This is a genomic window from Paucibacter sp. M5-1 (genome assembly GCF_027498415.2).
Taxonomy (GTDB): Bacteria; Pseudomonadota; Gammaproteobacteria; order Burkholderiales; family Burkholderiaceae_C; genus Roseateles_E.
The window spans coordinates 2137593-2163318 of the sequence record NZ_JAPZLM020000001.1 but is presented as its reverse complement, the minus strand read 5'-3'; the positions used below and the strand labels follow the sequence as shown (position 1 = coordinate 2163318).

Below are 25726 nucleotides of genomic sequence, written 5' to 3'. Positions count from 1 at the left end.
GGACAAGAACATGGGACCGTTTCTCGAAACCCTGATTGGCGGCCTGATGGCCGGCATGCTGTACTCGCTGATCGCGCTGGGCTTTGTGCTGATCTTCAAGGCCAGCGGCGTCTTCAACTTCGCGCAGGGCGCGATGGTGCTGTTCGCCGCGCTGGCGATGGCGCGCTTCTCCGAATGGATCCCGCAGTGGACCGGCATCGAGAGCAAGCTGGTCGTCAATGTGCTGGCCTTCGCCGTCGCGATGGCCATCATGATCGCGCTGGCCTGGTGCATCGAGCGCCTGGTGCTGGGCAAGCTGGTCAATCAGGAGGGCATCACGCTCCTGATGGCGACGCTGGGCATCACCTATTTCATCGACGGCTTCGGCCAGACCATCTTCGGCTCGGACATCTACAAGATCGATGTCGGCATGCCCAAGGATCCGCTGTTCCTGTTCGAGAGCGTATTCCAGGGCGGCATCCTGGTGGGCCAGGAAGACCTGATCGCGACCGTCGTGGCCGCCGCCCTGGTCGGCGCGCTGGCGCTGTTCTTCCAGTACACCTCGACGGGCCGGGCGCTGCGCGCGGTGGCTGATGACCACCAGGCCGCCCAGTCGATCGGCATTCCGCTCAAGCGCATCTGGGTCATCGTCTGGAGCGTGGCCGGTTTCGTCGCGCTGGTGGCCGGCATCATCTGGGGCTCCAAGCTGGGCGTGCAGTTCTCGCTGTCGCTGGTGGCGCTGAAGGCGCTGCCGGTGGTGATCTTGGGCGGCCTGACCTCGGTGCCGGGCGCCATCATCGGCGGCCTCCTGATCGGCGTCGGCGAGAAGCTGTCCGAGGCCTATATCGGGCCGATGCTGGGCGGCGGCATCGAGATCTGGTTTGCCTATGTCTTGGCGCTGGTGTTCCTGCTCTTCAGGCCTCAGGGTCTGTTCGGCGAAAAAATCATTGACCGCGTCTGAGCCCAGGAGACACAGACCATGCTCTATCGTGAGAACGGCCAGTTCAAGACCTCGTACCGGGCCGACCAGCAGATCTTCCCGATCGCGCAGGACCGCTTTGTCATCGGCCTGATCATTGCCGCAGCCCTGCTGCTGGTGCCTGCCCTGGCCGACGAGTACATGCTGCGGGCCATCTTCATCCCCTTCCTGATCCTGTCGCTGGCCGCCATCGGGCTCAATATCCTGGTCGGCTACTGCGGCCAGATCTCGCTGGGCACCGGCGCCTTCATGGCGGTGGGCGCTTATGCGGCCTACAACTTCTTTGTCCGCATTCCCGGAATGCCGCTGATCCCGGCCCTGCTGCTGGGCGGGCTGTGCGCGACCGTGGTCGGCGTCTTCTTCGGCATTCCCTCGCTGCGCATCAAGGGCCTGTATCTGGCGGTCGCGACCCTGGCCGCGCAGTTCTTCACCGACTGGGCTTTCCTGCGCATCAAGTGGTTCACCAACGACTCGGCCTCCGGCTCGGTCAGCGTCTCGGGCCTGCAGGTGCTGGGCCTGCCGATCAACACGCCGCTGCAGAAGTATCTGTTCTGCCTGCTCTTTGTGATCGTGTTTGCCTGGTTGGCCAAGAACCTGGTGCGCGGCCATATCGGCCGCTCCTGGATGGCGATGCGGGACATGGATGTGGCGGCCAGCGTGATCGGCATCCGGCCGGTGCAGGCCAAGCTCAGCGCCTTCGCGGTCAGCAGCTTCATCGTCGGCGTGGCCGGCGGGCTGTGGGGCTTTGTCCACCTGGGCTCCTGGGAGCCGGCGGCTTTCTCGATCGACCGCAGCTTCCAGCTGCTCTTCATGGTCATCATCGGCGGGCTGGGCTCCATCATGGGCAGTTTCTTCGGCGCCGCCTTCATCGTGATCCTGCCGATCTTCCTGAACCAGGCGCTGCCGGCGCTGGGCAGCCTGTTCGGCATCAATGTCGACACCGCCCTGGTCAGCCACACCGAGGCGATGGTGTTCGGCGCGCTGATCGTGTTCTTCCTGATCGTCGAGCCCCACGGCCTGGCCAAGCTCTGGTCCACCGCCAAGGAGAAGCTCAGACTCTGGCCTTTCCCGCACTGAATACCAACCCGGCACCCAAGAGTGCTTTTTTCTAGGAGACAAGCATGACGACGTTGAATATCAGGCGCTTCGCGCTAGCGGCCACCCTGGCCGGTGCCGGCCTGGCCTCGCTGGTCACGGCCCCGGCCTTCGCCCAGGCCAAGGAGCAGTTCTTCCCGGTGCTGGTCTACCGCACCGGCGCCTATGGCCCCAATGGCACGCCCTGGGCCAATGGCTATGTCGACTACCTGAAGCTGGTCAATGCCCAGGGCGGCATGAACGGCGTCAAGATCTCCTTCGAGGAGTGCGAGTTCGGCTATGCGACCGACCGCGGCGTCGAATGCTATGAGCGCCTGAAGGGCAAGAACGGCGGCGCCACCGTGTTCCAGCCGCTGTCCACCGGCGTGACCTTCGCGCTGACCGAGAAGGCCCCGGCCGACAAGATCCCGCTGATCACGGCCGGCTACGGCCGCAGCGAAAGCCAGGACGGCGGCGTGTTCAAGTGGAACTTCCCGCTGATCGGCACCTACTGGATGGCCGCCGATGTGCTGATCCAGCATCTGGGCAAGAAGGAGGGCGGGCTGGACAAGCTCAAGGGCAAGAAGATCACCCTGGTCTATCACGACAGCCCCTATGGCAAGGAGCCGATCCCGCTGCTGCAGGAGCGCGCCAAGATGCACGGCTTCGAGTTCAACTCGATCCCGGTGACACACCCGGGCGTCGAGCAGAAGTCGGCCTGGCTGCAGATCCGCCAGCAGCGTCCCGACTATGTGCTGCTGTGGGGCTGGGGCGTGATGAACACCACCTCGCTGAAGGAAGCGCAGGCGACCGGCTATCCGCGCGACAAGATGTACGGCGTCTGGTGGGCGGGCGCGGAGCCGGACGTCAAGGATGTGGCCGATGGTGCCAAGGGCTATAACGCGCTGACCATGCAACATGGCGTGCACCCGGATGCCAAGGTCACCCAGGCCATCCTGAGCCAGGTCCATGCCAAGGGCCAGGGCACCGGACCGAAGGACGAGGTCGGCCAGGTGCTCTACATGCGCGGCATGATCTCGGCGATGCTGGCGGTCGAGGGCGTCAAGCGCGCCCAGGAGCGCTTCGGCAAGGGCAAGGTCATGACGGGCGAGCAGGTCCGCTGGGGTCTGGAGAACCTGGCGCTGGACCAGAAGAAGCTTGACGGCCTGGGCTTTGCCGGCGTGATGCGCCCGGTCTCGACCTCCTGCGTCGACCATATGGGCTCGGCCTGGGCGCGCATGCAGACCTGGGACGGCAAGAAGTGGGCCTTCAGCTCCGACTGGTACCAGGCCGACGAAATGATCATGAAGCCCATGGTCAAGCAGGCGGCCGACAAGTACGCCGCGGAGAAGAAGCTGGACCGTCGCACTCCCGCAGATTGCCAATCCTGATTCCACCCCTCTCGCGCCCCGCCCGGGGCGCGGGGGCTCCCCGAGGAGCCCTTGTCACAGCGCCGCGCGCGGCGTTGTGACGAGTCAACGAGGCTGAGACCATGAGCAATATTCTTCTGAACGTCAACGGCATCGAGGTCATCTACAACCATGTGATCCTGGTGCTCAAGGGCGTGTCCCTGCAGGTCAAGGAGGGCGCGGTCGTGGCCTTGCTGGGCGGCAACGGCGCTGGCAAGACCACCACCTTGCGGGCGGTTTCTAACCTGCTGGCCGGCGAGCGCGGCGAGGTCACCAAGGGCAGCATCGAGCTGCGCGGCGAGCGCATCGAGAAGCTCAGCACCTCGGCGATGGTGGATCGCGGCGTTATCCAGGTGATGGAGGGCCGGCATTGCTTTGCCCACCTCAGCATCGAGGAAAACCTGATGACCGGCGCCTACACCCGCAAGGACGGCAAGGCGGCGGTGGCCGAGACCCTGGAGAAGGTCTACAACTACTTCCCTCGCCTGAAGACGCGGCGCGGCTCGCAGGCTGCCTACACCTCGGGTGGCGAGCAGCAGATGTGCGCGATCGGCCGCGCGCTGATGGCCAACCCGAAGATGGTGCTGCTCGACGAGCCCTCGATGGGCCTGGCGCCGCAGATCGTCGAAGAGGTGTTCGAGATCGTCAAGGACCTGAACAGCAAGGAAGGCACGACCTTCTTCCTGGCCGAGCAGAACACCAATATGGCGCTGCGCTATGCCGACTACGGCTACATCCTGGAGAACGGTCGCGTCGTGATGGACGGCGAGGCCAAGGCCTTGCGCGAGAACGAGGACGTCAAGGAGTTCTATCTGGGCATGGGCGGCGGCGACCGCAAGAGCTTCAAGGACGTCAAGAGCTACAAGCGCCGCAAGCGCTGGTTGGCCTGAACCGGGAGCGCCTGCGATGAGCGACGACGAACCCCAGGACTTCTTTGCCCCGCCGGCCTTCAAGCCCGACCTGGCCCTGATCCAGCTCAAGCGCGCCTTGCGCGAGCTGCGCCAGCTCAGCGAGCGCGGCAACGGCTTCACCTTGCAAGGCCTGAGCGTGATCGAGCTGAGCATCGATGCGACCCAGCTGACGGCCCGGCTGGCCCGGCGGCCGGCGCGCAGCCCCGAATGGGACAGCAAGACCTGCAAGAGCAGCGCCGATGTGCGTGCGCTGCAGGATGAGATCAAGAAGCGCCTGGCGCGCTGGACGGATGACAAAAATGAGTAGCAGCACGGCTTTCCACGACGCCCTCGAAACCCGCGACCCGGCGCAGCGTGAGCAGGCCTTGATGGCCGCGCTGGCCGGCCAGATTGCCCATGCGCAAAGCCGGGCGCCGGCCTTCGCCGAGCTGCTGGCCGGCGTCGACGCCAGCACCATCAGCAGCCGCGCAGCGCTCGCCCGCCTGCCGGTGACGCGCAAGCAGCAGCTGCTGGAGCGCCAGCAGGCGCAGCGCCCGGGCCAGCCCTTTGGCGGTTTCGCGGCGATTGGCTGGGGTACGGCCCGGCGCGTGTTCCAGTCGCCCGGCACGATTTACGAGCCCGAGGGCCGGGCCGGCGACTACTGGCGGGTCGCCCGCGCCCTGCATGCGGCCGGCTTCGCGGCCGGCGAGCTGGTGCACAACAGCTTCAGCTACCACCTGACCCCGGCCGGCTCGATGATGGAAACCGGCGCCCATGCGCTGGGTTGCACGGTGTTCCCGGGCGGCGTCGGCAATACCGAGCTGCAGCTGCAGGCCATTGCCGAGCTGCGGCCCGATGCCTATGTCGGCACGCCCAGCTTTCTGAAGATCCTGCTCGACAAGGCGGCCGAGGCCGGCCAGACCCTGTCCCTCACCAAGGCCCTGGTCAGCGGCGAGGCTTTCCCGCCCTCGCTGCGCGACTGGCTGATCGCGCGCGGCGTGCAGGGCTACCAGTGCTATGCCACCGCCGACCTCGGCCTGATCGCCTATGAGACGGCGGCCCGCGAGGGCCTGGTGCTGGATGAGGGTGTGATCGTCGAGATCGTGCGCCCAGGCAGCGGCGATCCGGTGCCGGACGGCGAGGTCGGCGAGCTGGTCGTCACGACCCTGAATGCCGACTACCCGCTGATACGCTTCGGCACCGGCGACTTGTCGGCCGTGCTTCCGGGGGCTTGCCCGACCGGCCGCACCAACACCCGCATCAAGGGCTGGATGGGCCGGGCCGACCAGAGCGCCAAGGTGCGCGGCATGTTTGTCCATGCCGCCCAGGTGGCCGAGATTGCCAAGCGCTTCCCGGCGGTGCTGCGGGCACGGCTGGTGGTCGAGGGCGAGATGGCCCAGGACCGCATGACTTTGAAGCTGGAGGTGGCCGAGCCGGCCGAAGGCCTGGCCGAGCAGGTGGCCGGCGTGGTGCGCGACATCACCAAGCTGCGCGCCGAGGTGCTGTTGCTGGCACCCGGCACCCTGCCCAATGACGGGCGGGTGATCGAGGACGCGCGCAAATATGACTGAGTCGGACGGCTGAGCCGGGATCGGCTCAGCGTGCCGCCAGCAGTGCGGGCGGTGTGGCCGGGTCGCGCAGGCTGGCTGCCGCCATGCGGGGCGTGGCCTCGGCGCTCTGTGCCACCAGATGCTGGGGCACCGGCAGACGCGGGCTCGGCTGCGCCACGGTGGCGCGGCCGCTGAGTTGCCACTCGGCAATGCCGCCGACGAACCACAGCACACGGCCGGTCGCCACCGTCTGCAGCGCGGTGTAAAGCGCCTGGGCACTGGCGTCGCCTGCGCTGCCGTAAATCACCACATCGCGGGACAGGTCGATGCCGGCGGCCGACACCGCCGCGCTGAGTGCCTGCACATTCCCCGAGGCCAGCCATTGCAGGCAGGCCTGGGCATCGAGCTGCACCGCGCCGGGCAAGACCTGGCCTGGTCCGGACGCGCGCACATCCCAGGCCTGTGCCCCCTCTTGCAGGCGCTGTGCCGCTGCAGGGGCCGAGACGACCTCGGCCCGGGCCAGACCCGAGGCCAGCAGCAGCAACGCGGCGGCGAAAGCGGGCAGGCGGCGGGCGGTGGTGGCGATCTTCATGCCCGCACTCTAGAAGCCGAGGCTTATTCGGTCCAATACAGATTCGCAGGATCAATATTCGATGTCGATATATGGACCTCGGCGGCACTTACGTATTTCCCGCTACGCCATGCGCACAAGCGACCCCTAGCATTGCAGGCCTGAACCTACTACACAACGAGGATGACGATGAAGAAGTTCATGCTGGCTGGTCTGGCCACCGTTGCTGCCGGTGCTGTCTGGGCCGAGTATCCCGAGAAACCCGTCAACATCGTGGTGCCGTTCTCGGCCGGCGGCCCCACCGACAAGGTGGCGCGTGATCTGGCCGAAGCGCTGCGCAAGCCGCTGGGCGCCACCATCGTGATCGAGAACGTCGGCGGTGCCGGCGGCACGCTGGGTGCCACCAAGGTGGCCAAGGCCGCACCGGACGGCTACACCCTGCTGCTGCACCACATCAGCATGGCCACCTCGCCGGCCCTGTACCGCAATATGCAGTACAAGACCCTGGACGACTTCGAGTACCTGGGCATGGTCAATGAAGTGCCGATGACCCTGATCGGCAAGCCTGGTCTGCCGGCCAACAACTATGCCGAGCTGACCAAGTGGCTGGAGGCCAACAAGGGCAAGGTCAATCTGGCCAATGCCGGCCTGGGCGCCGCCTCGCATCTGTGCGGCCTGCTGTTCCAGAGCGCCATCAAGCTCGACATGACCACGGTGCCCTACAAGGGCACGGGCCCGGCGATGACCGATCTGCTGGGCGGCCAGGTCGACATCATGTGCGACCAGACCACCAACACCACCAGCCAGATCGAGTCGGGCAAGGTCAAGGCCTTCGCCGTCACGACCACCAAGCGCCTGAGCACGCCGGCGCTGTCCAAGCTGCCGACGCTGGACGAGTCAGGGCTGAAGGGCTTCAATGTGTCGATCTGGCACGGCGTTTACGCACCCAAGGGCACGCCCAAGGCCATCGTCGACAAGATCAACGCGGCGCTGAAGCTGGCACTGAAGGATGCCGAGTTCGTCAAGCGTCAGGAAGCCCTGGGCGCCGTCGTCATCACCGACGGGCGTCTCAACGGCGCCGAGCACAAGAAGTTTGTCGAGGCCGAGATCAATAAATGGGGCCCGGTCATCAAGGCCGCAGGTCAGTATGCTGATTGATTGATCGAGGCTGGCCTCGCATCAGGAAACCCTCCGCTCGGCGGGTTTTTTCATTTCAGCCCTTGGCGCGGCAGATCACCGCCAGCTTGTTGCCGTCCAGATCGCGGAAGTAGGCCAGATAGATATCGGGGCCGTAGACCTCGCGCAGACCCGGCGCGCCCTCGTTGGCGCCTCCGGCCGCCAGCGCGGCGGCGTGCACGGCCTGCACCTGCTCGCGGGTCTCGGCGGCCAGGGCCAGCATGCAGCCATTGCCTACCGTGGCCGGCCGGCCGTCGAAGGGCTTGCAGATCCACAAGGTCGAATTGGCCTCGGGCTGCGCGGCCGATTTGTAGCCGACCATATTCTCGTCGGCATAGCTGCGCTGCTGACCCAGCGGGGCCAGCACGGCGTCGTAGAACAGGGCGGCACGACCGGGGTCGGCGGTGCCCAAGGTGGCGTAGCTGATCATCGGGGTCCTCCTTGACGGTTTGTCGCTCACTGGATGCGCAGCGGGATGGTCACCGGGCCGTCGTTGAGCAGGCTGACCTGCATGTCCGCGCCGAACTCGCCGCCGGCCACCTCCGCATGCTGGCTGCGAGCGTAACTCAGGCAATGCTCGTAAAGCCGTCGTCCGAGCTCGGGCCGGGCCGCGCCGCTGAAGCTGGGGCGGTTGCCGCCGCTGGCGTCCGCCGCCAGCGTGAACTGCGAGACGATCAGCAGGCCGCCGCCGACGTCCTGCAGGCTCAGATTCATCTTGCCGGCGGCATCGCCGAAGATGCGCAGCTTCAGCACCTTGGCAATCAGCTTTTCGGCCAGCGCTTCGCTGTCCTCGGGCTCGGCGCAGACCAGCAGCAGAATGCCGGGGCCGATCCGGCCGACGGTCTGGCCGGCCACATCGACCCGGGCCTCACTGACTCTTTGCAATACCGCGATCACGCTCACTCCTTCTGATTTTCAAAATGGGCTTCGACATCCAGCGGCAGCAGCTGGATGCTGGCGCGCAGCCCCGGCACCGCCGCCATCAGCGCCTGCTCGACTGCGTTGCGCAGCTCGGCCGCCCGACCCAGGGTCCAGGACGGGGGCATGTGCATATGCAGATCGACAAAACGGCGCTGGCCGGCGGCCCGGGTGGCTACATGGTCGAAGCGCACCGTCGCGTCGGCATAGCCGTCCAGCACCTGGCGGATGCTGGCCTGGACCTCGGCGTCCAACGCCTCGTCCATCAGGCCGGAACTCGAGTCACGCACCAGGCGATAGCCCTCGCGCAGGATATTGCCCGCCACCAACAGGGCCAGCAGCGGGTCCAGCCACAGCCAGCCCGTCAGCAGCACGCCGATCAGGCCCAGCACGACGCCGGCCGAGGTCCAGACATCGGTGAACAGATGGCGGGCGTCGGCCTCCAGCGCGGCCGAGCGGTGCTGGCGCGCCTTCTTGAGCATGGCCCAGGCCAGTCCTCCATTGAGCGCCGAGCTGAGCACGGCCAGCGCCACACCCAGGCCTATGGCCTCGACCGGCTGCGGGTCCAGCAGCCGCTGCAGCGCCGCCCAGGCAATGCCCAGGCCGGCGGCAAGAATCAGCACACCCTCGAAGCCGCTGGAGAAGTACTCGGCCTTGTGGTGGCCGTAGGGGTGGTCGGCATCGGGCGGGCGCGCCGCGATCGTCACCATCGCCAGCGCGAACAGGGCGCCGGCCAGATTGACCAGGGACTCCAGCGCATCGGCGGCCAGGCTGACCGAGCCGGTCCACCACCAGGCGGCGGTCTTCAAGATGATGGTGGCCAGGGCCACCGCCACCGAGAGCTTCAAATAGGCGCTGACTTGCATGCAGGCATTGTCGCGGCTGGGCCGAGCCCGGCCCCTACAATGAATTCGCTCCTCAACTTGCAGCGACAACCGACACCATGAAGACCGAGCCCCCTGCTGCCGCTCTGCCGGCGCACCAGTTTGCCGATGTTTCGCATATCGCCCCGCGCGACAAGGCCGAGATCCTGTCCCAGGCCCTGCCGTACATCCGCAAATTCCATGGCAAGACCATCGTCATCAAGTACGGCGGCAATGCAATGACCGATCCGGCCCTGCAGCAGGACTTCGCCGAGGATGTGGTGCTGCTGAAGCTGGTGGGCCTGAATCCGGTGGTCGTGCATGGCGGCGGCCCGCAGATCGAGGGCGCGCTGAGCCGTCTGGGCAAGAAGGGCCAGTTCATCCAGGGCATGCGAGTCACCGACGAAGAGACCATGGAGGTGGTCGAGTGGGTGCTGGCCGGCCAGGTGCAGCAGGACATCGTCGGCCTGATCAATGTGGCCGGTGGCAAGGCCGTGGGCCTGACCGGCCGCGACGGCGGCATGATCCGCGCCCGCAAGCTGAAGATGGTGGACAAGGACGACCCGAGCAAGGAGCACGATGTCGGCCAGGTCGGCGACATCGTCGCGATCGACCCCAGCGTCGTGAAGGCACTGCAGGACGACCAGTTCATCCCGGTGATCAGCCCGATCGGCTTCGGCGAGGAGAACGAGAGCTACAACATCAACGCCGATGTCGTGGCCGGCAAGCTGGCCGAGGTGCTGAAGGCCGAGAAGCTGGTGCTGCTGACCAACACGCCGGGCGTGCTCGACAAGGCCGGCAATCTGCTGACCGACCTGAGTGCGCGCGAGATCGACGCGCTGTTCGCCGACGGCACCCTGTCCGGCGGCATGCTGCCCAAGATCGCCTCGGCGCTGGACGCGGCCAAGAGCGGGGTCAACGCGGTCCACATCATCGACGGGCGGGTGCCGCATGCGATGCTGCTGGAGATCCTGTCCGATCAGGCTTATGGAACGATGATCCGGTCCCACTGAGGTGAGCGGCAAGCGCCGGCCGGTCTGGCTGTTCGACCTCGACAACACGGTCCACAATGCCTCGCACCATGTGTTCGGGGCGCTCAATGTGGCGATGACCGACTACATCGAGAGCCATGTCGGCGTCGAGCGCGCCGAGGCGAATCGGCTGCGTGCGCTCTACTGGTCTCGCTATGGGGCGACCCTGCTGGGCCTGGTGCGCCATCATGGCGTCAGCGTGCCGCATTTCCTGGCCGAAACCCATGCCCTGCCGGGGCTGGAGGGCCTGGTCCACAGCCATGCCCATGACTTGGCCGCGCTCAGGCGCCTGCCGGGCCGCAAGATCCTGCTGACCAATGCGCCGGCCGCCTATGCGCGGCGGGTGCTGGCGGCGCTGGGTCTGCAGCGCTGTTTCGAGCGGGTCATCGGCTTCGAGGAGATGCGCATGTTCGGCGAGCACCGGCCCAAGCCCGATGCGCGGATGTTCCGCCATATCGCCGCCCGGCACCGCCTGCGCCTGGCCGACTGTGTGCTGGTCGAGGACACCTTGATCCATCAGAAGTCGGCCCGCTCGGTCGGCATGCAGACGGTCTGGATGCAGCGCTGGGCGCGCCAGGCCCTGCATGGCCCCGAAGCCAGCGCGCGGATGCGGCGCCGGCCGGCCTATGTGGGGCGCCGGATCGGCCAGCTTGGCAAGTTGCTGCGCTGAACGCCTCTTGGCAATCCCCAGAATCTTGCTGTTCCGGCGACACGATCACCCCCGCATTGGGGGTAAGTTGCGGCTTGCGGCTGCTGGGTCTGGGCCGCAGAATGGCCCGGTCATTTGCCTGAGCCAGATATGCCCGACTTCTCCGTGCTGATTGTGGAAGATCAGGCCAGATTCCGCGATGCCTTCCAGCTCGCCCTGGCCAGTGTTCCCGATATCGAACTGCTGGGCATCGCGCCCGACCTGCCTCAGGGCCGCAAACTTTTTGACCAGACCCAGCCCGACGTGCTGCTGGTCGACCTGGACCTGCCCGGCGGCAGCGGCATCGAGCTGATACGCCATGCGGCGCAGACCCGGCCGCAATGCGATGTGATGGTGATCTCGGTGTTCGGCGACGAGCAGCATGTGCTGTCCAGCATCGAGGCCGGCGCCACCGGCTATCTGCTGAAGGACTCGCTGGCGCTGGACCTGGCCGGCCAGCTGCGCACGCTGCGCTCCGGCGGCAGCCCGATCAGCCCGGTGATCGCGCGGCGCCTGCTGCTGCGCCTGGCGCCCGGCGCCGGCTCGGCACCGGCCGTGCCGCTGCTGGAGGACGAGTCGGCGGTGGCGCTGTCCGAGCAGGAGTCGCGCGTGCTGCATCTGGCGGCCAAGGGTTTCACCTTTGACGAGATCGCCCAGTTCATGCAGGTCTCGCCGCACACGGTGATGACTTATGTGAAGCGCATCTACCGCAAGCTGCAGGTGCGCTCCAAGGTGGAAGCCATTTACGAAGCCCGCCGGCTGGGCTGGCTGCGCGACTAGCCGGCGCGCGCGCGGCCTGTGCCAGAATCGGCGCAAACCTCCCGCCCGCACCGCTCGATGCACGCATCCCCTACCGACATGACGGATCCCGCGCCCGGCGCCGCAGGCCTGGGCCATGGCGAGCCGGCCAGTCCGCGCAAGCGGCCGCGTCCCGGCGAGCGCCGTGTGCAGATCCTGCAGACCCTGGCCGGCATGCTGGAGCAGCCCGGCTCCGAGCGCATCACCACCGCCGCGCTGGCCGCCAAGCTGGAGGTCAGCGAGGCCGCGCTGTACCGGCATTTCGCCAGCAAGGCGCAGATGTTCGAGGGCCTGATCGAGTTCATCGAGAGCAGCGTGTTCACGCTGGTCACGCAGATCACCGAGCGCGAAGGGTCAGGTCTTGCACAGGCGCAGAAGATCGTCTCGGTGCTGCTGCAGTTCGGCGAGCGCAACCCCGGCATGACCCGGGTGATGGTGGGCGATGCGCTGGTCTATGAGAACGAGCGCCTGGTGGCGCGCATGAACCAGTTCTTCGACCGCATCGAGTCCTCGCTGCGCCAATGCCTGCGGGCCGCCGCCGAGGCGGCCGGCTCCAGCACCCCAACCGTGCAGGCCAATGCCCAGGCCTCGGTGCTGGTCAGCTTCATCATCGGCCGGCTGCAGCGCTATGCGCGCTCGGGCTTCAAGCGCGCGCCCAGCGAGCAGCTGGAAGCGGCGCTGCGCATGCTGGCCGGCTGAGCTGCCCGGCGGCCCGCCGGCTGCCCCAGTAAACTGCGGGCCTATGTCTGCAGTCGAACACCTGATCGCGCGCGCCGAGGCGCTGCTTGGCCGGCTCGAAGCCGTCTTGCCCCAGCCCCTGATGGCGCCCGACTGGGCGGCGTCGGTGGCGTTTCGCTATCGCAAGCGCAATGGCCGCCCGCAGCTGGAGCCGGTGCGCCATGTTGCCCCTATCCGCCTGCAGGACCTGAAAGAGGTCGAGGCGCAGAAGGAGAAGCTGCTGCGCAATACCGAGCAGTTCGTCGCCGGCCGGCCCGCCAACAATGTGCTGCTGACCGGCGCCCGCGGCACCGGAAAAAGCTCGCTGATCAAGGCCTGCCTGAATGAATTCGCGGACCGGGGGCTGCGCCTGATCGAGGTCGACAAGAGCGATCTGGTCGAGCTGCCGGATCTGGTCGATCTGGTGGCCGAGCGGCCCGAGCGTTTCGTGATCTTCTGCGACGACCTGTCGTTCGACGAGGGCGAGCTGGGCTACAAGGCGCTGAAGTCCATGCTGGACGGCTCGATCTCGGTGGCCGGCGACAACGTGCTGATCTACGCGACCAGCAACCGCCGCCATCTGCTGCCCGAGCAGATGAAGGACAACCTGGCGGTCAAGTACGACGAGAACGGCGAGCTGCATCCCGGCGAGGCGATCGAGGAGAAGATCTCGCTGTCCGAGCGCTTCGGCCTGTGGGTCAGCTTCTATCCCTTCAGCCAGCAGGAATATCTGGAGATCTGTGCCCAGTGGCAGCGCTACCACGGCATGGACGAGGCGCAGATCGCGGCCAGCCGCCAGAGCGCGCTGGTCTGGGCGCTGGAGCGCGGCTCGCGCTCGGGCCGGGTGGCCTATCAGTTCGCGCGTGATCTGGCCGGGCGGGGGCAGCTCGAGAGCCTGCCGTCCAGCACCATCCATGGCGATGCACCGGAGGGTCTGGACGATGTCTGAGCGGGTTGCTGTGGATGTGGCCGTCGGCGTGCTGCTCGAGCGCGATGCGGCGGGCCGGGAAGGGCGCTTTTTGCTGACCTCGCGGCCCGAGGGCAAGGTCTATGCCGGCTACTGGGAGTTTCCGGGCGGCAAGCTGGAGGCCGGCGAGAGCGTCGAGCAGGCGCTCAAGCGCGAGCTGCACGAGGAACTGGGCATCACGATAGGCGCGGCCCACCCCTGGAAGATCGAGCTGATGGACTATCCCCATGCCCGCGTGCGCCTGCATTTCTGCAAGGTGTTCGACTGGAGCGGCGAGTTCGAGATGCGCGAGCAGCAGGCGATGGCCTGGCAGGCGCTGCCGGTGCAGATGCAGCCGGTGCTGCCGGGCACGATCCCGGTGCTGCAATGGTTCGCCGCCGAGCGCGGCCACGAGGGCCCCACCCATCTGGGCTGAGTACACTGTGACCATGAACTGGTTGGATCAAATCAAGTGGGACGCCGCCGGTCTGGTGCCGGTGATCGCCCAGGAGAAGGACAGCGGCGATGTGCTGATGTTCGCCTGGATGAACCGCGAGGCCTTGCAGCGCACCGCCGAGCTGGGCCAGGCGGTCTACTGGAGCCGCTCGCGCAACAGGCTCTGGCACAAGGGCGAGGAGTCCGGCCATCTGCAGATCGTCCATGAGCTGCGCATGGACTGCGACAACGACGTGCTGCTGCTGAAGATCACCCAGCAAGGGCATGAGCCCGGCATCGCCTGCCACACCGGCCGCCACAGCTGCTTTTTCCAGCGCTATCAGGACGGCGTCTGGCACAGCGTCGAGCCGGTGCTGAAGGATCCGGAGAGCATCTACCAATGAGCGATAGCGACAGCCTGGCCAAACTCGCGGCGGTGATCGAGTCCCGCAAGCCGGCCAACGGGGGCGACCCCGGCGCCAGCTATGTGGCCAAACTCTTCGACAAGGGCACCGACGCGATCCTGAAGAAGATCGGCGAAGAGGCCACCGAGCTGGTGATGGCGGCCAAGGACGGCGATGCGCAGAAGATCGTCTACGAGACCGCCGATCTGTGGTTTCACTCGATGATTGCGCTGGCCCAGTTCGGGCTCAAACCGGCCGATGTGCTGGCCGAGCTGGAGCGGCGTGAGGGCCTGTCGGGCCTGCAGGAATTTGCACAACGCACAGGGAAGGGCTGAGTCATGAACCAGACGGTCGAGACGGTGGTGCTGGACCCGGCGCGCGCGCAAAGCCTGCGCAGCATCGGCATCGTCAGCTACATCCTGCACACCATTGTCGCGGTCGGCGCGGTGCTGCCCGGTGTGCAGGCCAGCGTGCTGCTGCTGATCGTGGCAGTCATCATCGACCTGGTCAAGCGCGACGAGGCCGCCGGCACCTGGCAGGCCTCGCACTTCAGCTGGCGCCTGCGCAGCGTGGTCTGGGCCGGCGTGCTGTATGCGCTGACCCTGCCGCTGTGGTTTCTGTTCCTGATCCCGGGCTGGATCGCCTGGGCCCTGATCTCGATCTGGTTCCTCTACCGCATTGTGCGTGGCTGGACCACGATGAATGCCAATCAAGCGATGCCGCGATGACTCACGATCCCAACTGCCTTTTCTGCAAGATTGTTGCCGGCCAGATTCCGTCGAAAAAGGTCTACGAGGACGAGCAGGTGCTGGTGTTTCACGACATCCATCCCTGGGCGCCGGTTCATATCCTGCTGATCCCCAAGCTGCATATCGCCAGCATGGCCGAGGTGGGGCCCGAGCATGCGGCGCTGCTGGGCCATATGACGGCTCTGGTGCCGCGGCTGATGCGCGAGCTTGGTGTGAGCAACGGATTCCGCACCGTGATCAACACCGGCCCCGACGGCGGCCAGGAGGTCTATCACCTGCATATGCATGCGATGGGTGGTCCCCGCCCCTGGCTCAAGGGCTGAGCCGCGTCAGGGCGGCAATAGCCATCCCCGCTGATTTGTCATGCGCGCCAACTAGAATGGCCGCTTCGTTTCCAGGAGATAACTATGGGTTCGTTCAGCATTTGGCACTGGCTCGTCGTGCTGGTGATTGTGGTGCTGGTGTTCGGCACGAAAAAGCTCAAGAACATGGGTTCGGACCTGGGCTCGGCCGTCAAGGGTTTCAAGGACGGCATGAAGGACGGTGGCAGCAGCGATGCCGCCCAGCCGACCCAGCAGGTGACCAGCCAGAAGACGGCCGACAGCAATACCGTCGACGTCGAGGCCAAGACCAAGTCCTGATTGAGACTGCATGATTGACTTCGGCTTTGACAAACTGGCCCTGATCGGCGCCGTCGCGCTGATCGTGATCGGCCCCGAGCGGCTGCCGCGGGTGGCACGCACGGTGGGCCATCTGCTGGGCAAGGCGCAGCGCTATGTGTCGGACGTCAAGGCCGAGGTGAACCGCTCCATCGAGCTCGAAGAGCTCAAGAAGATGAAAAGCGGCATCGAGGATGCGGCGCGCGATGTCGAGCAATCGGTCAGCAAAGAGATCAACGAGGCCAATCAGGCCTTCGAGCAGAACTGGCATGAAGCCAGTGCCGGCCTGGATGGCGGCAGCACCGATCACGGCTACCAGACCCTGATGCCGCCGCCCGGCTATCAGCGCCCGAAGAAGAACTGGCGCCTCAAGCGCGGTGCCACGCCGCAGTGGTACAAGCAGCGCCAGGGCGTGCGCCAGCATGCCCAATCCGGCGCCGCCCGCGTGGCGCGCTTTCGCCCGCCCCGCAGACCTACATGACCGATTCCCACAAGCCCGACGATGAACTCGCCGGCACCGAGCAGCCTTTTGTCTCGCACCTGATCGAGCTGCGCGACCGCCTGGTGCGCGCCGCCATCGCGGTGGCGGTGTGCTTTGGCGTGCTGGCCCTCTATCCGGGGCCGTCGATGCTGTACGACCTGCTGGCCGCGCCGATGATCGCGAACCTGCCGGCGGGTTCGACCATGATCGCCACCAATGTGATCTCGCCCTTTCTGGTGCCGCTGAAGATCACCTTGATGGCGGCCTTTTTGATCGCGCTGCCGGTGGTGCTCTACCAGGTCTGGGCCTTTGTGGCGCCGGGCCTGTATTCGCACGAGAAGAAGCTGGTCATGCCGCTGGTGGTGTCCAGCACGCTGCTGTTCTTCGTCGGCGTGGCGTTCTGCTATTTCTTCGTGTTCGGCCAGGTCTTCAAGTTCATCCAGAGCTTCGCGCCCAAGAGCATCACGGCGGCGCCCGATATCGAGGCCTACCTGAGCTTTGTGATGAGCATGTTCATCGCCTTCGGCGCGGCCTTCGAGGTGCCGGTGGTGGTGGTGGTGCTGGCCCGCATGGGCATCGTCACGGTCGAGAAGCTGCGCGAGTTCCGCGGCTACTTCATCGTCGTGGCCTTCATCATCGCGGCCGTGATCACGCCGCCCGATGTGGTGTCGCAGCTGGCCTTGGCCATCCCGATGTGCCTGCTCTACGAGGTCGGCATCTGGGCATCCGGCTTTTTCATCCGCTACTCCAAGGCGCCGGACTCGGCCACCGATCAGCCCTGAGCTGAGCGCTAGTCGCGCGCGCCCGGCAGCGGGCGCTGTGCCACCGTCAGCTCGAACTGCATGGCCTTGTCGCCGCGCTGCACCGCGATCGCGGCGCTGGACTGCGGCTTCAGCGCCGCCACCGCCGCCAGCAGGTCCGCCGGGCTCAGCACCTGGGTGCCGCCGACCTTTGTCACGACATCGCCGGGCTTGATGCCGGCCTTGGCGGCCGGCGCATTGACGACTACCGCGCTGATCAGCACCCCTTCGCGCACCGTCAGCTTGAAGGCCTCGGCAAACTCCGGCGTCAGCTCGCGGGTCTGCACGCCGATCCAGCCACGCGCGACCTGACCGTCCCGTACCAAAGCCTGCATCACCTGCTGCGCGGTGCTGATCGGGATCGCGAAGCCTATGCCCAGGCTGCCGCCGCTGCGCGAGAAGATCGCGGTATTGATGCCCACCAGCCGGCCCTGATCGTCGACCAGGGCGCCGCCCGAGTTGCCCGGATTGATCGCGGCATCGGTCTGGATGAAGTTCTCGAAGGTGTTGATGCCCAGCTGGGTGCGCTTGAGCGCGCTGACGATGCCCGAGGTCACCGTCTGGCCGACATTGAAGGGGTTGCCGATCGCCAGCACCGCATCGCCGACCTGCAGCTGCTCGGCGTCGCCCAGCGCGATCGCCGGCAGGCCGTCGAGCTCGACCTTCAGCACCGCGACATCGGTCTCCGGATCGCTGCCGACCAGGCGCGCCTTGGCCTGCCGGCCGTCGCTGAGCTGCACCTCGATCTCCGAGGCGCCGGCCACCACATGGCTGTTGGTCAGCAGATAGCCGTCGGCCGAGACGATCACGCCCGAGCCCAGGCCGGTCTGCCCGCCGGGCTCGTCGCCGTCGTCCTCGCCGCGCTGGCCGCGCCGCGGCAGGCCGAAGTGAAAACGCCGCCAGGCCTCGTCGTTCTGCGCCGAGCGGCGCGGTGCCTTGCTGGCCGTGACGCTGACCACGGCGGGCGCCGCACGCTGGGCCGCAAGGCGGTAACCCCCACCACCGCTCGCATCGCTGGGGGGGCGGGCGCTCGGCGTGGCCTGGCCCAGGATCACCGTGGGGCGCAGCGGCTCGCCGCGCTCTACCCACTCGGGCCGCAAGGTCGCGACGACAAAGTACAGCGCCAGGCCCACCGTCACGGCCTGGGAGAAAATCAGCCAAATTCTGCGCACCGCCGCTCCTGTCGCCATGCCCAACCGCCACACCCTCGATGCCCACCTCAGCCAGTTACTCGAGGTGCCTCGTTTCAAAGATTATGGGCCGAACGGTCTGCAGGTGGAGGGACGCGAGGAGATACGCCATCTCGTCTGCGGTGTTACCGCCAGCCTGGCCCTGATCGATGCGGCGATTGCCAGCGGCGCCGATGCCATCCTGGTACACCACGGCCTGTTCTGGCGCGGCCAGGACGGCCGCGTCACCGGCTGGATGAAGCAGCGCCTGCACAAGCTGCTGGTGCATGAGATCAATCTGTTCGCCTACCACCTGCCGCTCGATGCCCACCCCGAGCTGGGCAATAACGCGCAGCTGGGCCGGCTGTTCGGCTGGCAGGCCGAGCAGCGCTTTGGCGATCAGGAGCTGGGTTTTGCCGGGCCCCTGAGCGCGCCGCAAAGCCTGGACGAGTTGCGCCGGCAGATGGGTGCGGCGCTGGGCCGCGAGGTGCTGGCCGTGCCCGGCGACGGCCGGCCGCTGCGCCGCGTGGCCTGGTGCACCGGCGGGGCCCAGGGCTATTTCGAGGCCGCGATCGCGGCCGGCGCCGATGTCTTCGTGACCGGCGAGATCTCCGAGCCGCAGGCCCATTACGCCGCCGAGACCGGCGTGGCCTTCATCGCCGCCGGCCACCACGCGACCGAGCGCTATGGTGTGCAGGCGCTGGCGCAGCGCCTGGCCACGGACTTCGGCCTGAGCCAGCAGTTCATCGACATCCCGAATCCCGCCTGAACGATGGCGTCGCTCAGCCCGGCTGCGCGGCGATCCAGGCGCGCACCCGCTGCTCCAGCAGACCCAGCGGCAGCTGGCCCTGGTCCAGCAACACCATATGGAAGCGGCGCAGATCGAAGCGGGCACCGAGCTGCGCTTGGGCCAGTTCGCGCAGCTCCAGAATCTTCAGCTGGCCGGTCATATAGGCCAGGGCCTGGCCGGGCTGGGCCAGATAGCGGTCGACCTCGGCATTCATGAAGACCGGGTCCTGGCCGGTTTCTTCGAGCATATAGGCCAGCGCCCGCTCGCGGCTCCAACCCAGCGCATGCATGCCGGTGTCGACCACCAGGCGGGCCGCGCGGAACATCTGGGCCTGCAGATGGCCGAAGCGGCTGTAGGGGTCGCGGTACAGGCCCAGGTCCTTGCCCAGGGTCTCGGCATACAGGGCCCAACCCTCGCCATAGGCGGTGTAGAAGCTGCTGCGCCGGAAGGCCGGCAGCTCGCCGAGCTCGCGCTGGCGGGCGTTCTGCAGATGGTGACCGGGCACGGTCTCGTGCGCGACCAGGGTCTCCAGCGCCCAGATCGGGCGGCGCTTGTAGGCCAGCACATTGGCGTTGAACCAGCCCGGCGTGCTGCCGTCCAGCGAGGGGCCGTTGTAGTTCTCGGCCGCGCCCTCGCCCATATGGGCCGGCATCGCCCGCACCCCATAGGGCGCGCGCGGCAGTTCGGCAAAGAGCCTGGGCAGCTCGGGGTCGATGCGCTTGCTGATCTCGCGGTAGGCCGCCAGCAAGGCCTCGCCATTGGGGTGGAAGAACTTCGGTTCGCTGTAGAGGTATTTGAAGAACTGCTGGCGGTCGCCGGCGAAGCCGACCTCGCGGCGCACCGCCTCCATCTCGGCGCGCAGGCGCTCGACCTGGCGCAGCCCGATGTCATGGACCTGTTGCGGGCTCAGGTCCAGCGTGGTGTTGCGGCGCACCAGCGCCGCATAGACCTGGGCGCCGCCGGGATAGCGACCGAGCCCGCCGGCGGCCGGGGCCTTGGGCAGGTATTCCTCCTTGATGAAGCGGCGCAGACGCTGCATCGCCGGATAGACCTGCTGCTGCAGCGCCTGCCGGCCCTGCTGGCGCAGCGCGTCGCGCTGGGCCTCGGCGATGCCGGGGCCCAGCTTGTCGAAAGGCTCGAACAAGGGGCTGCGCGTCACATCCTCGCTCAGCTGTCCGTCCAGCTGGGCCAGCGCGCGCGCCAGCACCGGCTGCGGGCTGACCCAGCCCAGCGCCAGGCCGCGGCGCAGGCTCTCGATCTCCTGGTCGACCCGCAGCGGATAGGCGGCCAGCCGGGCCAGCAGCTGCCGGACCTGGGCCTCGCTGGCGGTGGGCGTGGCGCGCATCAGATTGGCCAGCCCCGACTGGAAGCCCCATAGCGAGCCCAGGCTCAGTGTGCGATAGCCCTCGAAAGCCTGGAACTCGATCTCGCCTTGCTGGCGGTCGATGAAGATCTGCAGCGACACGCGGTCGCGCTCATCCAAAGCAGCCACATCGATGGCCTGCGCGCGCTTCAGCAGCTCCCGCGCATAGGCGTCCTGGGCCGCGACGGCGGCCGGCGAGCGGTCGCTCAGGCGGTCGTTGAAGCGGTGGTCGCCGCGCACCGTGGCCCATTCCGGGGCTTGGCGGGCGCCTTGCTCCCAGGCTTCGTCGAACAGCGCGTGCAGCTTTTGTGCGGCCGGATTGGCCCAGCTGGCGTTGGGCCCCAGTCCGCCCAGGGCCAAGCTCAGGACGGTCGCCAGGGTGTGGCGGTGGATGCGGGATGGCAGGTAGGCCATGCGAAGCTCCTTGATTTGTCGGTCGCGCGAGTCTGCCACTGCACGCCTGCTCTGGGGGTCAGGACTTGCCCATGAAACAATGAGGCGATGAGTGAGAGCAAAACCCTGTTGATCAGCATGGGCGATGCCTGCGGCATCGGCCCCGAGATCGCCGTGGCGGCCTGGGCGGCCGAGGCGCGGCGCGAGGATCTGTGCCTGGTCGGCGATGTCGGTGTGCTGCGCCGTGCGGTTGCCTGGCAGGGCCTGAGCCTGCCGGTGGCACGGCTGGCCTCGCCGGACGAGCTGGCGGGCTTGCCGCCCGACTGTCTGCCGGTCTGGCAGCCCGAGGGCCTGCCGGCCGATCTGCTGGACTGCCCGGTGGGCCGCATCGACGCGCGCGCCGGCCGCGCGGCGGCGGTCTGCATCGAGGCGGCGGTCGCGGCCATCCAGGCCGGCCAGGCGGCAGGTCTCGTGACCGCGCCGCTGCACAAGGAGGCCCTGCATGCAGCCGGGGTGGACTATCCCGGCCATACCGAGATGCTGCAGGCCCTGGCCGCGCCAGGGGGCGCGGCGCCGCCGCCGGTGCGCATGATGCTGGCCAACGAGGAGCTGCGCACGGTGCTGGTGACCATCCATATGGCGCTGCGCGAGGCCATCGACATGCTCAACATCGAGCGGGTGCTGCAGACCCTGCAGATCAGCGATGCCGCGCTGCGCCGCTTCGGGCTCACAGCACCGCGCATCGCGGTCGCGGGCCTGAACCCCCATGCCGGCGAGGGCGGGCTGTTCGGCCGCGAGGAAATCGACATCATCGCGCCGGCTATTCGCCTGGCACGCCAGCAGGGCATCGCCGCCAGCGGCCCCTATGCGCCCGACACCATCTTCATGCGTGCCCGCAACACGCCCACCCACCCCGGCGAGTTCGATCTGGTCGTCGCGATGACGCACGACCATGGCCTGATCCCGGTCAAGTACCTGGGCGTCGAGCAGGGCGTCAACGTGACCCTGGGTCTGCCCTTCGTGCGCACCAGCCCCGACCACGGCACGGCCTTCGATATCGCCGGCACGGGCCGCGCCGATGCGTCCAGCATGGGGGCGGCCATTCGCATGGCGCGCCGGCTGATCAGCTAGGTCTTGCCGCTCAGCTCGGCCAGCTGCTTGCGCGCGCGCGCGGTGGCGCGCTCCAGCAGATGGGCGTTCTCGAAGGCCTTGAGCCGGCCGGACTCGCACAGGCGCTTCAGCATGCGCGCCGTCATCGTGACGGTCTCCTGGTGCTTGTGGCCCTGGGTGAAGATGAAGAAGCTGTGGCCGGCGCTGATATGGGCCAGGCGCACCTTGCGCCAGGCCTCGCCGGTGTTCATCTGGTAGGCGAAGCCCAGCTGCAGATGCTCGATCAGCAGCTCGCCCTCGCTGGGCTCGGGCGCCTCGGCGGCGGGCAGGCCGTCGATGCTGATGTCGACGGCGGCCAGCGGCGCCTCGGCGCTCAGGTCGATGTCGATCTGGCCGTCCCAGTCGACCCGGCTTTCCTGCATCAGGCCCAGGCGCTTGGCTTCGTCGGGGGTCAGGCGTTGCGCCAGGTCCAGATCGCCCGGTACCGAGACCGGTGCGCCGGCCGGGGGCAGGTCTTGCTCGGAGGGCGGCGCGCAGCCGAACACGCCTTCGAGCTGCTTGACCAGCAGATTGTGGTCCAGCGGTGACAGGCCCTGGCCCTTCAGCGACTCGGCATGGGCCGGCAACAGCTCGCCGAAGAAGGCCTTGCGGCCGCTCTCGGGCCAGGCGATCAGGTCCAGCCCTTCGTTGAGGGTGCGCATCAGCACCGGCAGCTGACTCAGAAAGGTCTGGCGCTGGGCCGTGCCGCTCTTGGGCTGCACGCTCATCACCAGGTCGCGGCCCAGCTGGCGCAGGCGCATCGCGCGCTCTGTGCTGCCCTCGCGGCTGGCCAGCACGATGGCCTGGCTCCAGACCTGGGACAGGAACTCGCGCAGGAACTCCGGCATCGGCACCGGGCCCAGCGCGGCCTGCAACTGCTGCATATAGCGCTGCTGCAGACGCAGATCGGTTTCCTTGCGCTCGATCAGCGCGGCGGCGTCGCCCTGGGCCTGCAGGGCCTTGGCGGTCTGGTCGGCGATGAATTGTTCGAGCGCGTCGAGCTTGCTCTCGTAGACATCCATGCGGTCGAAGTCGCCATTGGCGACCTCCTGCACCAGCTCGCGCACATGGCTGAGGAAGTCGCGGCCCGGGTCTTCCGAAAAATCATCGAAGGCGCAGGCCAGCGAGGCGACGCGGTTGATGAAGCGGCGCACCGGATGGCGGCGCGAGGAGAAGAAGGTCCGGTCGCCCAGCGCCACGCGCAGCACCGGCAGCTGCAGCCGCGCCAGCAGGCGGGCCATCTGCGGCGGTACCTTGGGGTCGGACAGGATCTGGTCGAACAGGCTGCCGACCACATCGATCACCATATGGTCGAGGTTGCCGGTCGCGGCCTGGCGCAGCTCGTCGCGGTGCAGATGGATCAGATTGGGCGGCATCGGCATGCCGCCGCCGCCACCGGCCCAGGCCGCGTCGCCGTAGTCCTCGCCCCAGTTGCTGACGGGGCCGCCGGCCGTGCTCGCACCCGGCGGCGCCTGCACGCTGGGCAGATAGGCCAGGCGGCGCAGCAGCTCCATCATCTGCGCATCGACCGCGCCCATCGTGCCGGGGCTGCCGCCACGCCTGCTCATGCCAGGGGCGCCGCCATGGCCGCCGCCTGCGTAAGCGCCACCATGTCCGCCGAGCTCGCCCATGCGGCTGTGGCCGGTCTGGCCGGGTGACTGCGAATGGCCGGAATGGGCCGCGTGGGCCGAATGCGATGAGTGCACCGAATGACCGCCGACATCGACGCCGCGCACCCGCAGATCCTGCGGTCGCAGGCCGCGGCTGCGGAACAGCTCGACGATGTCGGCATAGCAGCTGCGCATCTCGTGGGCCAGCGCGCGCGTCATCTCGTCGATCAGGATCTGTCGGGTCTGCTCATCGTCGGTGACCGCATGCACGGCGTCCAGCAAGGCCTGGGCGACCAGTTCGGGGCGCAACGGGTTGCGCTGCTCCTTGCTGTCGGGGGCGCTGCCCAGTGCCGACATATAGGACTCGACCTCGCGCAGCTCCCACTCGCTCTGGTGGCCGATGGCCAGGCCGATCCGGTCGGCCGCCACCATCGCGTCGACGGCGTCGTCATCCATCAGCGAGAGCTCGGTCCAGGCCTGGGTGCTCTTGCGCGCCCCCGGCTCGACCTTGGGCTTTTGCTCGCCCGCCATCTGGGTGCGCAGGCTTTGGTAGAAACGTTGGCCGAACAAGGCCTGCTGCTTGCGGAACAGGAACTGGGCCGACAGCAGGGCGTCGCGGCGCTTGATCTGGCCAGCCGACAGGGCCGCCATGCCCATGCCTTCGGCGCCGCGCTCGGCCGCTTGCTCGGCCGCGGTGCGTATGCGCTGCAGTGCGGCTTCCAGATGCGGATTGAGGCGTGGTTCGGGCGAGTTCATGGCTGCGTGTGGACCGCCTGTGGCCAATTTGCCACAGCTTATATCGGCAAGTATCGCGCCAAAGCCTGCGTCGAGCCGGCGAGGGCGTGCGAGCACCGGCGCGGCGCTGCCAAATAACTGACAGGCCGCTACCTGTTACCGCTGCTTACTGCTGCTCAGCGGCGCTGCAGGGCGTCACGGATTTCGCGCAGCAGCTGGATGTCCTCGGGCGTCGGGGCCGGTTCGGCCGGCGCCGGCGCGGGGGCGCTCTCGCGCTTGAGGCGGTTGATCTGCTTGACCATCAGGAAAATGATGAAGGCCAGGATGATGAAGTTCAGCAACACGGTCAGGAAGCTGCCATAGGCGAACAGCGGTACGCCGGCCTTGCTGAGGGCCTCGAAGCTCATCGGGCCTTTGAAGTCGGCCGGCGGATCGGCCAGCATGATGAAGTAGTTGGAAAAGTCCAGGCCACCGACCACGCGCCCGACCAGCGGCATGATCAAATGATTGACGACCGAATCGACAATCTTGCCGAATGCGGCGCCGATGATGACGCCCACCGCCAGGTCGACGACATTGCCCTTGACCGCAAACTCCTTGAACTCCGTCATGAACCCCATGGGTCTCTCCTCTGTAGCAATGCCGGGATTGTGCCCGCGCTGCGGCGCGCGAAATCGGGTCGAATACGGCTTCTGTGGTGCGCATGAGGCGCGCTTCGCGTCGTCTCCAATGGTTGGAAGCGATGGCGTCCGTTAGAATCCTCGGTTGCCCCCGATCAGAAGTCTCGTTTGAGGACCCTCATGAGTGACCAGCAAGTGGACCAAGGCAAGCGCACCTGGCTCATCGCCACCGGTTGTGCCGGCGCCGTTGGCGGCGTTGCCACCGCCGTGCCCTTTGTCAGTACTTTCACGCCCTCCGAGCGCGCCAAGGCCGCCGGAGCTGCCGTTGAAGTCGATATCAGCGCCCTGAAGCCGGGTGAGAAGCTCACCGTGGAGTGGCGCGGCAAGCCGGTCTGGGTGGTGCGTCGCACGCCCGAGCAGCTGGCGGCGCTGAAGGGCATCGACCCGCAGCTGGCCGATCCGGCCTCGGATCGCACCGCCTATCCGACGCCTGCCTACGCCAAGAACGAGGCGCGCGCGATCAAGCCGGAGTATCTGGTGGTCGTGGGCATCTGCTCGCATCTGGGCTGCTCGCCCAGCGACAAGTTCCAGACCGGCGCGCAGCCCTCGCTGCCGGACGACTGGCATGGCGGCTTCCTGTGCCCCTGCCACGGCTCGACCTTCGATATGGCCGGTCGCGTCTTCAAGAACAAGCCGGCGCCCGACAACCTCGAAGTGCCGCCCCACATGTACCTGTCCGACACCAAGCTCTTGATTGGTGAAGACAAGCAAGCCTGAAGC

Annotated in this window: 31 protein-coding genes; 23 read left to right on the top strand and 8 right to left on the bottom strand. The window is 67.3% G+C overall.

All coding sequences use genetic code 11. The annotated features are described in order from the left end of the window. Positions 1 to 10: 10 nt before the first annotated feature. From O5M90_RS10100 to O5M90_RS10075, 6 genes are all read left to right on the top strand, one after another. Positions 11 to 940: a branched-chain amino acid ABC transporter permease gene (locus O5M90_RS10100; RefSeq protein ID WP_262970003.1), complete on the top strand. Its 930-nt coding sequence runs from the start codon at positions 11 to 13 to the stop codon at positions 938 to 940. Positions 941 to 958: 18 nt separating this feature from the next. Further along, positions 959 to 2035: a branched-chain amino acid ABC transporter permease gene (locus O5M90_RS10095; protein WP_262970002.1), complete on the top strand. Its 1077-nt coding sequence runs from the start codon at positions 959 to 961 to the stop codon at positions 2033 to 2035. 44 nt (positions 2036 to 2079) lie between these two features. After that, positions 2080 to 3423, top strand: coding sequence for an ABC transporter substrate-binding protein (locus tag O5M90_RS10090; protein WP_269838672.1), 1344 nt, complete (start codon positions 2080 to 2082; stop codon positions 3421 to 3423). A 101-nt stretch (positions 3424 to 3524) separates the two neighbouring features. Next, positions 3525 to 4331 carry an ABC transporter ATP-binding protein gene (locus O5M90_RS10085; RefSeq protein ID WP_137941096.1) on the top strand — a complete coding sequence of 269 codons (807 nt, stop codon included), beginning with the start codon at positions 3525 to 3527 and terminating at the stop codon, positions 4329 to 4331. 16 nt (positions 4332 to 4347) lie between these two features. After that, on the top strand, positions 4348 to 4659 hold the full coding sequence (locus tag O5M90_RS10080) for a hypothetical protein (RefSeq protein WP_262970001.1): 312 nt from the start codon (positions 4348 to 4350) through the stop codon (positions 4657 to 4659). Then, positions 4652 to 5902, top strand: a complete 1251-nt coding sequence (locus O5M90_RS10075; protein WP_269838673.1) for a phenylacetate--CoA ligase family protein — start codon at positions 4652 to 4654, stop codon at positions 5900 to 5902. The genes O5M90_RS10080 and O5M90_RS10075 overlap by 8 nt, the downstream gene beginning before the upstream one ends. Positions 5903 to 5927: 25 nt before the next feature. On the opposite strand, the gene O5M90_RS10070 is transcribed toward O5M90_RS10075, so the two are convergent. Next, on the bottom strand, positions 5928 to 6473 hold the full coding sequence (locus O5M90_RS10070) for a rhodanese-like domain-containing protein (protein ID WP_262969999.1): 546 nt from the start codon (positions 6471 to 6473) through the stop codon (positions 5928 to 5930). 168 nt (positions 6474 to 6641) lie between these two features. Between O5M90_RS10070 and O5M90_RS10065 the strand changes: the two genes are divergently transcribed. Further along, complete coding sequence (locus tag O5M90_RS10065; protein ID WP_269838674.1) at positions 6642 to 7610, top strand: tripartite tricarboxylate transporter substrate-binding protein; 969 nt, start codon at positions 6642 to 6644, stop codon at positions 7608 to 7610. 55 nt (positions 7611 to 7665) lie between these two features. Here O5M90_RS10065 and O5M90_RS10060 read toward each other — a convergent pair whose 3' ends face one another. Genes O5M90_RS10060 through O5M90_RS10050 form a run of 3 tightly spaced genes read right to left on the bottom strand, consistent with a single transcriptional unit; the run spans position 7666 to position 9412 of the window. Beyond that, positions 7666 to 8058: a VOC family protein gene (locus O5M90_RS10060; protein WP_137941092.1), complete on the bottom strand. Its 393-nt coding sequence runs from the start codon at positions 8056 to 8058 to the stop codon at positions 7666 to 7668. Between the two features lie 26 nt (positions 8059 to 8084). Beyond that, positions 8085 to 8525: a D-aminoacyl-tRNA deacylase gene (gene dtd / locus O5M90_RS10055; protein ID WP_269838675.1), complete on the bottom strand. Its 441-nt coding sequence runs from the start codon at positions 8523 to 8525 to the stop codon at positions 8085 to 8087. A gap of 2 nt (positions 8526 to 8527) precedes the next feature. Beyond that, entirely contained in the window at positions 8528 to 9412 is an 885-nt protein-coding gene (locus O5M90_RS10050) for a cation diffusion facilitator family transporter (RefSeq protein ID WP_137941090.1), read from the bottom strand. A gap of 77 nt (positions 9413 to 9489) precedes the next feature. On the opposite strand from O5M90_RS10050, the gene argB reads away from it, so the two are divergent. The 13 genes from argB (at position 9490) to tatC (ending at position 17099) form a co-directional block, all read left to right on the top strand. After that, entirely contained in the window at positions 9490 to 10422 is a 933-nt protein-coding gene (gene argB, locus O5M90_RS10045; RefSeq protein WP_137941089.1) for an acetylglutamate kinase, read from the top strand. A gap of 1 nt (position 10423) precedes the next feature. After that, entirely contained in the window at positions 10424 to 11110 is a 687-nt protein-coding gene (locus O5M90_RS10040; protein WP_269838676.1) for an HAD-IA family hydrolase, read from the top strand. 129 nt (positions 11111 to 11239) lie between these two features. Then, positions 11240 to 11908 carry a response regulator transcription factor gene (locus O5M90_RS10035; protein ID WP_137941087.1) on the top strand — a complete coding sequence of 223 codons (669 nt, stop codon included), beginning with the start codon at positions 11240 to 11242 and terminating at the stop codon, positions 11906 to 11908. 78 nt (positions 11909 to 11986) lie between these two features. Then, the gene (gene slmA, locus O5M90_RS10030) at positions 11987 to 12625 is read left to right on the top strand and encodes a nucleoid occlusion factor SlmA (protein ID WP_137941086.1); all 639 of its coding nucleotides are present in this window, start codon (positions 11987 to 11989) and stop codon (positions 12623 to 12625) included. Positions 12626 to 12668: 43 nt separating this feature from the next. Continuing rightward, positions 12669 to 13592, top strand: a complete 924-nt coding sequence (locus tag O5M90_RS10025; RefSeq protein ID WP_269838677.1) for an ATP-binding protein — start codon at positions 12669 to 12671, stop codon at positions 13590 to 13592. After that, on the top strand, positions 13585 to 14025 hold the full coding sequence (locus O5M90_RS10020; RefSeq protein WP_269838678.1) for an NUDIX domain-containing protein: 441 nt from the start codon (positions 13585 to 13587) through the stop codon (positions 14023 to 14025). The genes O5M90_RS10025 and O5M90_RS10020 overlap by 8 nt, the downstream gene beginning before the upstream one ends. A 13-nt stretch (positions 14026 to 14038) precedes the next feature. Further along, on the top strand, positions 14039 to 14428 hold the full coding sequence (hisI, locus tag O5M90_RS10015) for a phosphoribosyl-AMP cyclohydrolase (RefSeq protein WP_137941083.1): 390 nt from the start codon (positions 14039 to 14041) through the stop codon (positions 14426 to 14428). Next, on the top strand, positions 14425 to 14763 hold the full coding sequence (locus O5M90_RS10010; RefSeq protein ID WP_137941082.1) for a phosphoribosyl-ATP diphosphatase: 339 nt from the start codon (positions 14425 to 14427) through the stop codon (positions 14761 to 14763). Before hisI ends, O5M90_RS10010 begins: the two co-directional genes overlap by 4 nt. A gap of 3 nt (positions 14764 to 14766) precedes the next feature. Continuing rightward, positions 14767 to 15156, top strand: coding sequence for a DUF4870 family protein (locus tag O5M90_RS10005; protein WP_262969992.1), 390 nt, complete (start codon positions 14767 to 14769; stop codon positions 15154 to 15156). Beyond that, positions 15153 to 15500 carry a histidine triad nucleotide-binding protein gene (locus tag O5M90_RS10000; RefSeq protein ID WP_269838679.1) on the top strand — a complete coding sequence of 116 codons (348 nt, stop codon included), beginning with the start codon at positions 15153 to 15155 and terminating at the stop codon, positions 15498 to 15500. Before O5M90_RS10005 ends, O5M90_RS10000 begins: the two co-directional genes overlap by 4 nt. A gap of 84 nt (positions 15501 to 15584) precedes the next feature. Beyond that, complete coding sequence (gene tatA, locus O5M90_RS09995) at positions 15585 to 15818, top strand: Sec-independent protein translocase subunit TatA (protein WP_137941079.1); 234 nt, start codon at positions 15585 to 15587, stop codon at positions 15816 to 15818. A gap of 10 nt (positions 15819 to 15828) precedes the next feature. Further along, the gene (gene tatB, locus O5M90_RS09990; RefSeq protein ID WP_266006591.1) at positions 15829 to 16317 is read left to right on the top strand and encodes a Sec-independent protein translocase protein TatB; all 489 of its coding nucleotides are present in this window, start codon (positions 15829 to 15831) and stop codon (positions 16315 to 16317) included. Then, positions 16314 to 17099 carry a twin-arginine translocase subunit TatC gene (gene tatC, locus O5M90_RS09985; protein WP_137941077.1) on the top strand — a complete coding sequence of 262 codons (786 nt, stop codon included), beginning with the start codon at positions 16314 to 16316 and terminating at the stop codon, positions 17097 to 17099. Before tatB ends, tatC begins: the two co-directional genes overlap by 4 nt. A gap of 8 nt (positions 17100 to 17107) precedes the next feature. On the opposite strand, the gene O5M90_RS09980 is transcribed toward tatC, so the two are convergent. Then, a complete protein-coding gene (locus tag O5M90_RS09980) occupies positions 17108 to 18289 on the bottom strand; it encodes a S1C family serine protease (protein ID WP_440401998.1) in 1182 nt (393 codons plus the stop codon). Positions 18290 to 18305: 16 nt separating this feature from the next. On the opposite strand from O5M90_RS09980, the gene O5M90_RS09975 reads away from it, so the two are divergent. Next, positions 18306 to 19055, top strand: coding sequence for a Nif3-like dinuclear metal center hexameric protein (locus O5M90_RS09975; RefSeq protein ID WP_137941075.1), 750 nt, complete (start codon positions 18306 to 18308; stop codon positions 19053 to 19055). 13 nt (positions 19056 to 19068) lie between these two features. Here O5M90_RS09975 and O5M90_RS09970 read toward each other — a convergent pair whose 3' ends face one another. Beyond that, entirely contained in the window at positions 19069 to 20853 is a 1785-nt protein-coding gene (locus O5M90_RS09970; RefSeq protein WP_269838680.1) for a DUF885 domain-containing protein, read from the bottom strand. An 87-nt stretch (positions 20854 to 20940) separates the two neighbouring features. On the opposite strand from O5M90_RS09970, the gene pdxA reads away from it, so the two are divergent. Then, the gene (gene pdxA / locus O5M90_RS09965; RefSeq protein ID WP_440401996.1) at positions 20941 to 21963 is read left to right on the top strand and encodes a 4-hydroxythreonine-4-phosphate dehydrogenase PdxA; all 1023 of its coding nucleotides are present in this window, start codon (positions 20941 to 20943) and stop codon (positions 21961 to 21963) included. Here the strand turns inward: pdxA and O5M90_RS09960 are convergent. Together O5M90_RS09960 and mscL are read right to left on the bottom strand one after the other, a co-directional pair. Continuing rightward, on the bottom strand, positions 21960 to 24347 hold the full coding sequence (locus tag O5M90_RS09960; protein WP_269838681.1) for a DUF1631 family protein: 2388 nt from the start codon (positions 24345 to 24347) through the stop codon (positions 21960 to 21962). The two genes, pdxA and O5M90_RS09960, sit on opposite strands and share 4 nt — an antisense overlap. A 155-nt stretch (positions 24348 to 24502) precedes the next feature. Then, positions 24503 to 24946, bottom strand: a complete 444-nt coding sequence (gene mscL, locus O5M90_RS09955; RefSeq protein WP_269838682.1) for a large conductance mechanosensitive channel protein MscL — start codon at positions 24944 to 24946, stop codon at positions 24503 to 24505. A 180-nt stretch (positions 24947 to 25126) separates the two neighbouring features. Between mscL and petA the strand changes: the two genes are divergently transcribed. Then, the gene (gene petA / locus O5M90_RS09950) at positions 25127 to 25723 is read left to right on the top strand and encodes a ubiquinol-cytochrome c reductase iron-sulfur subunit (RefSeq protein WP_137941071.1); all 597 of its coding nucleotides are present in this window, start codon (positions 25127 to 25129) and stop codon (positions 25721 to 25723) included. The last annotated feature ends 3 nt before the right edge of the window (positions 25724 to 25726 follow it).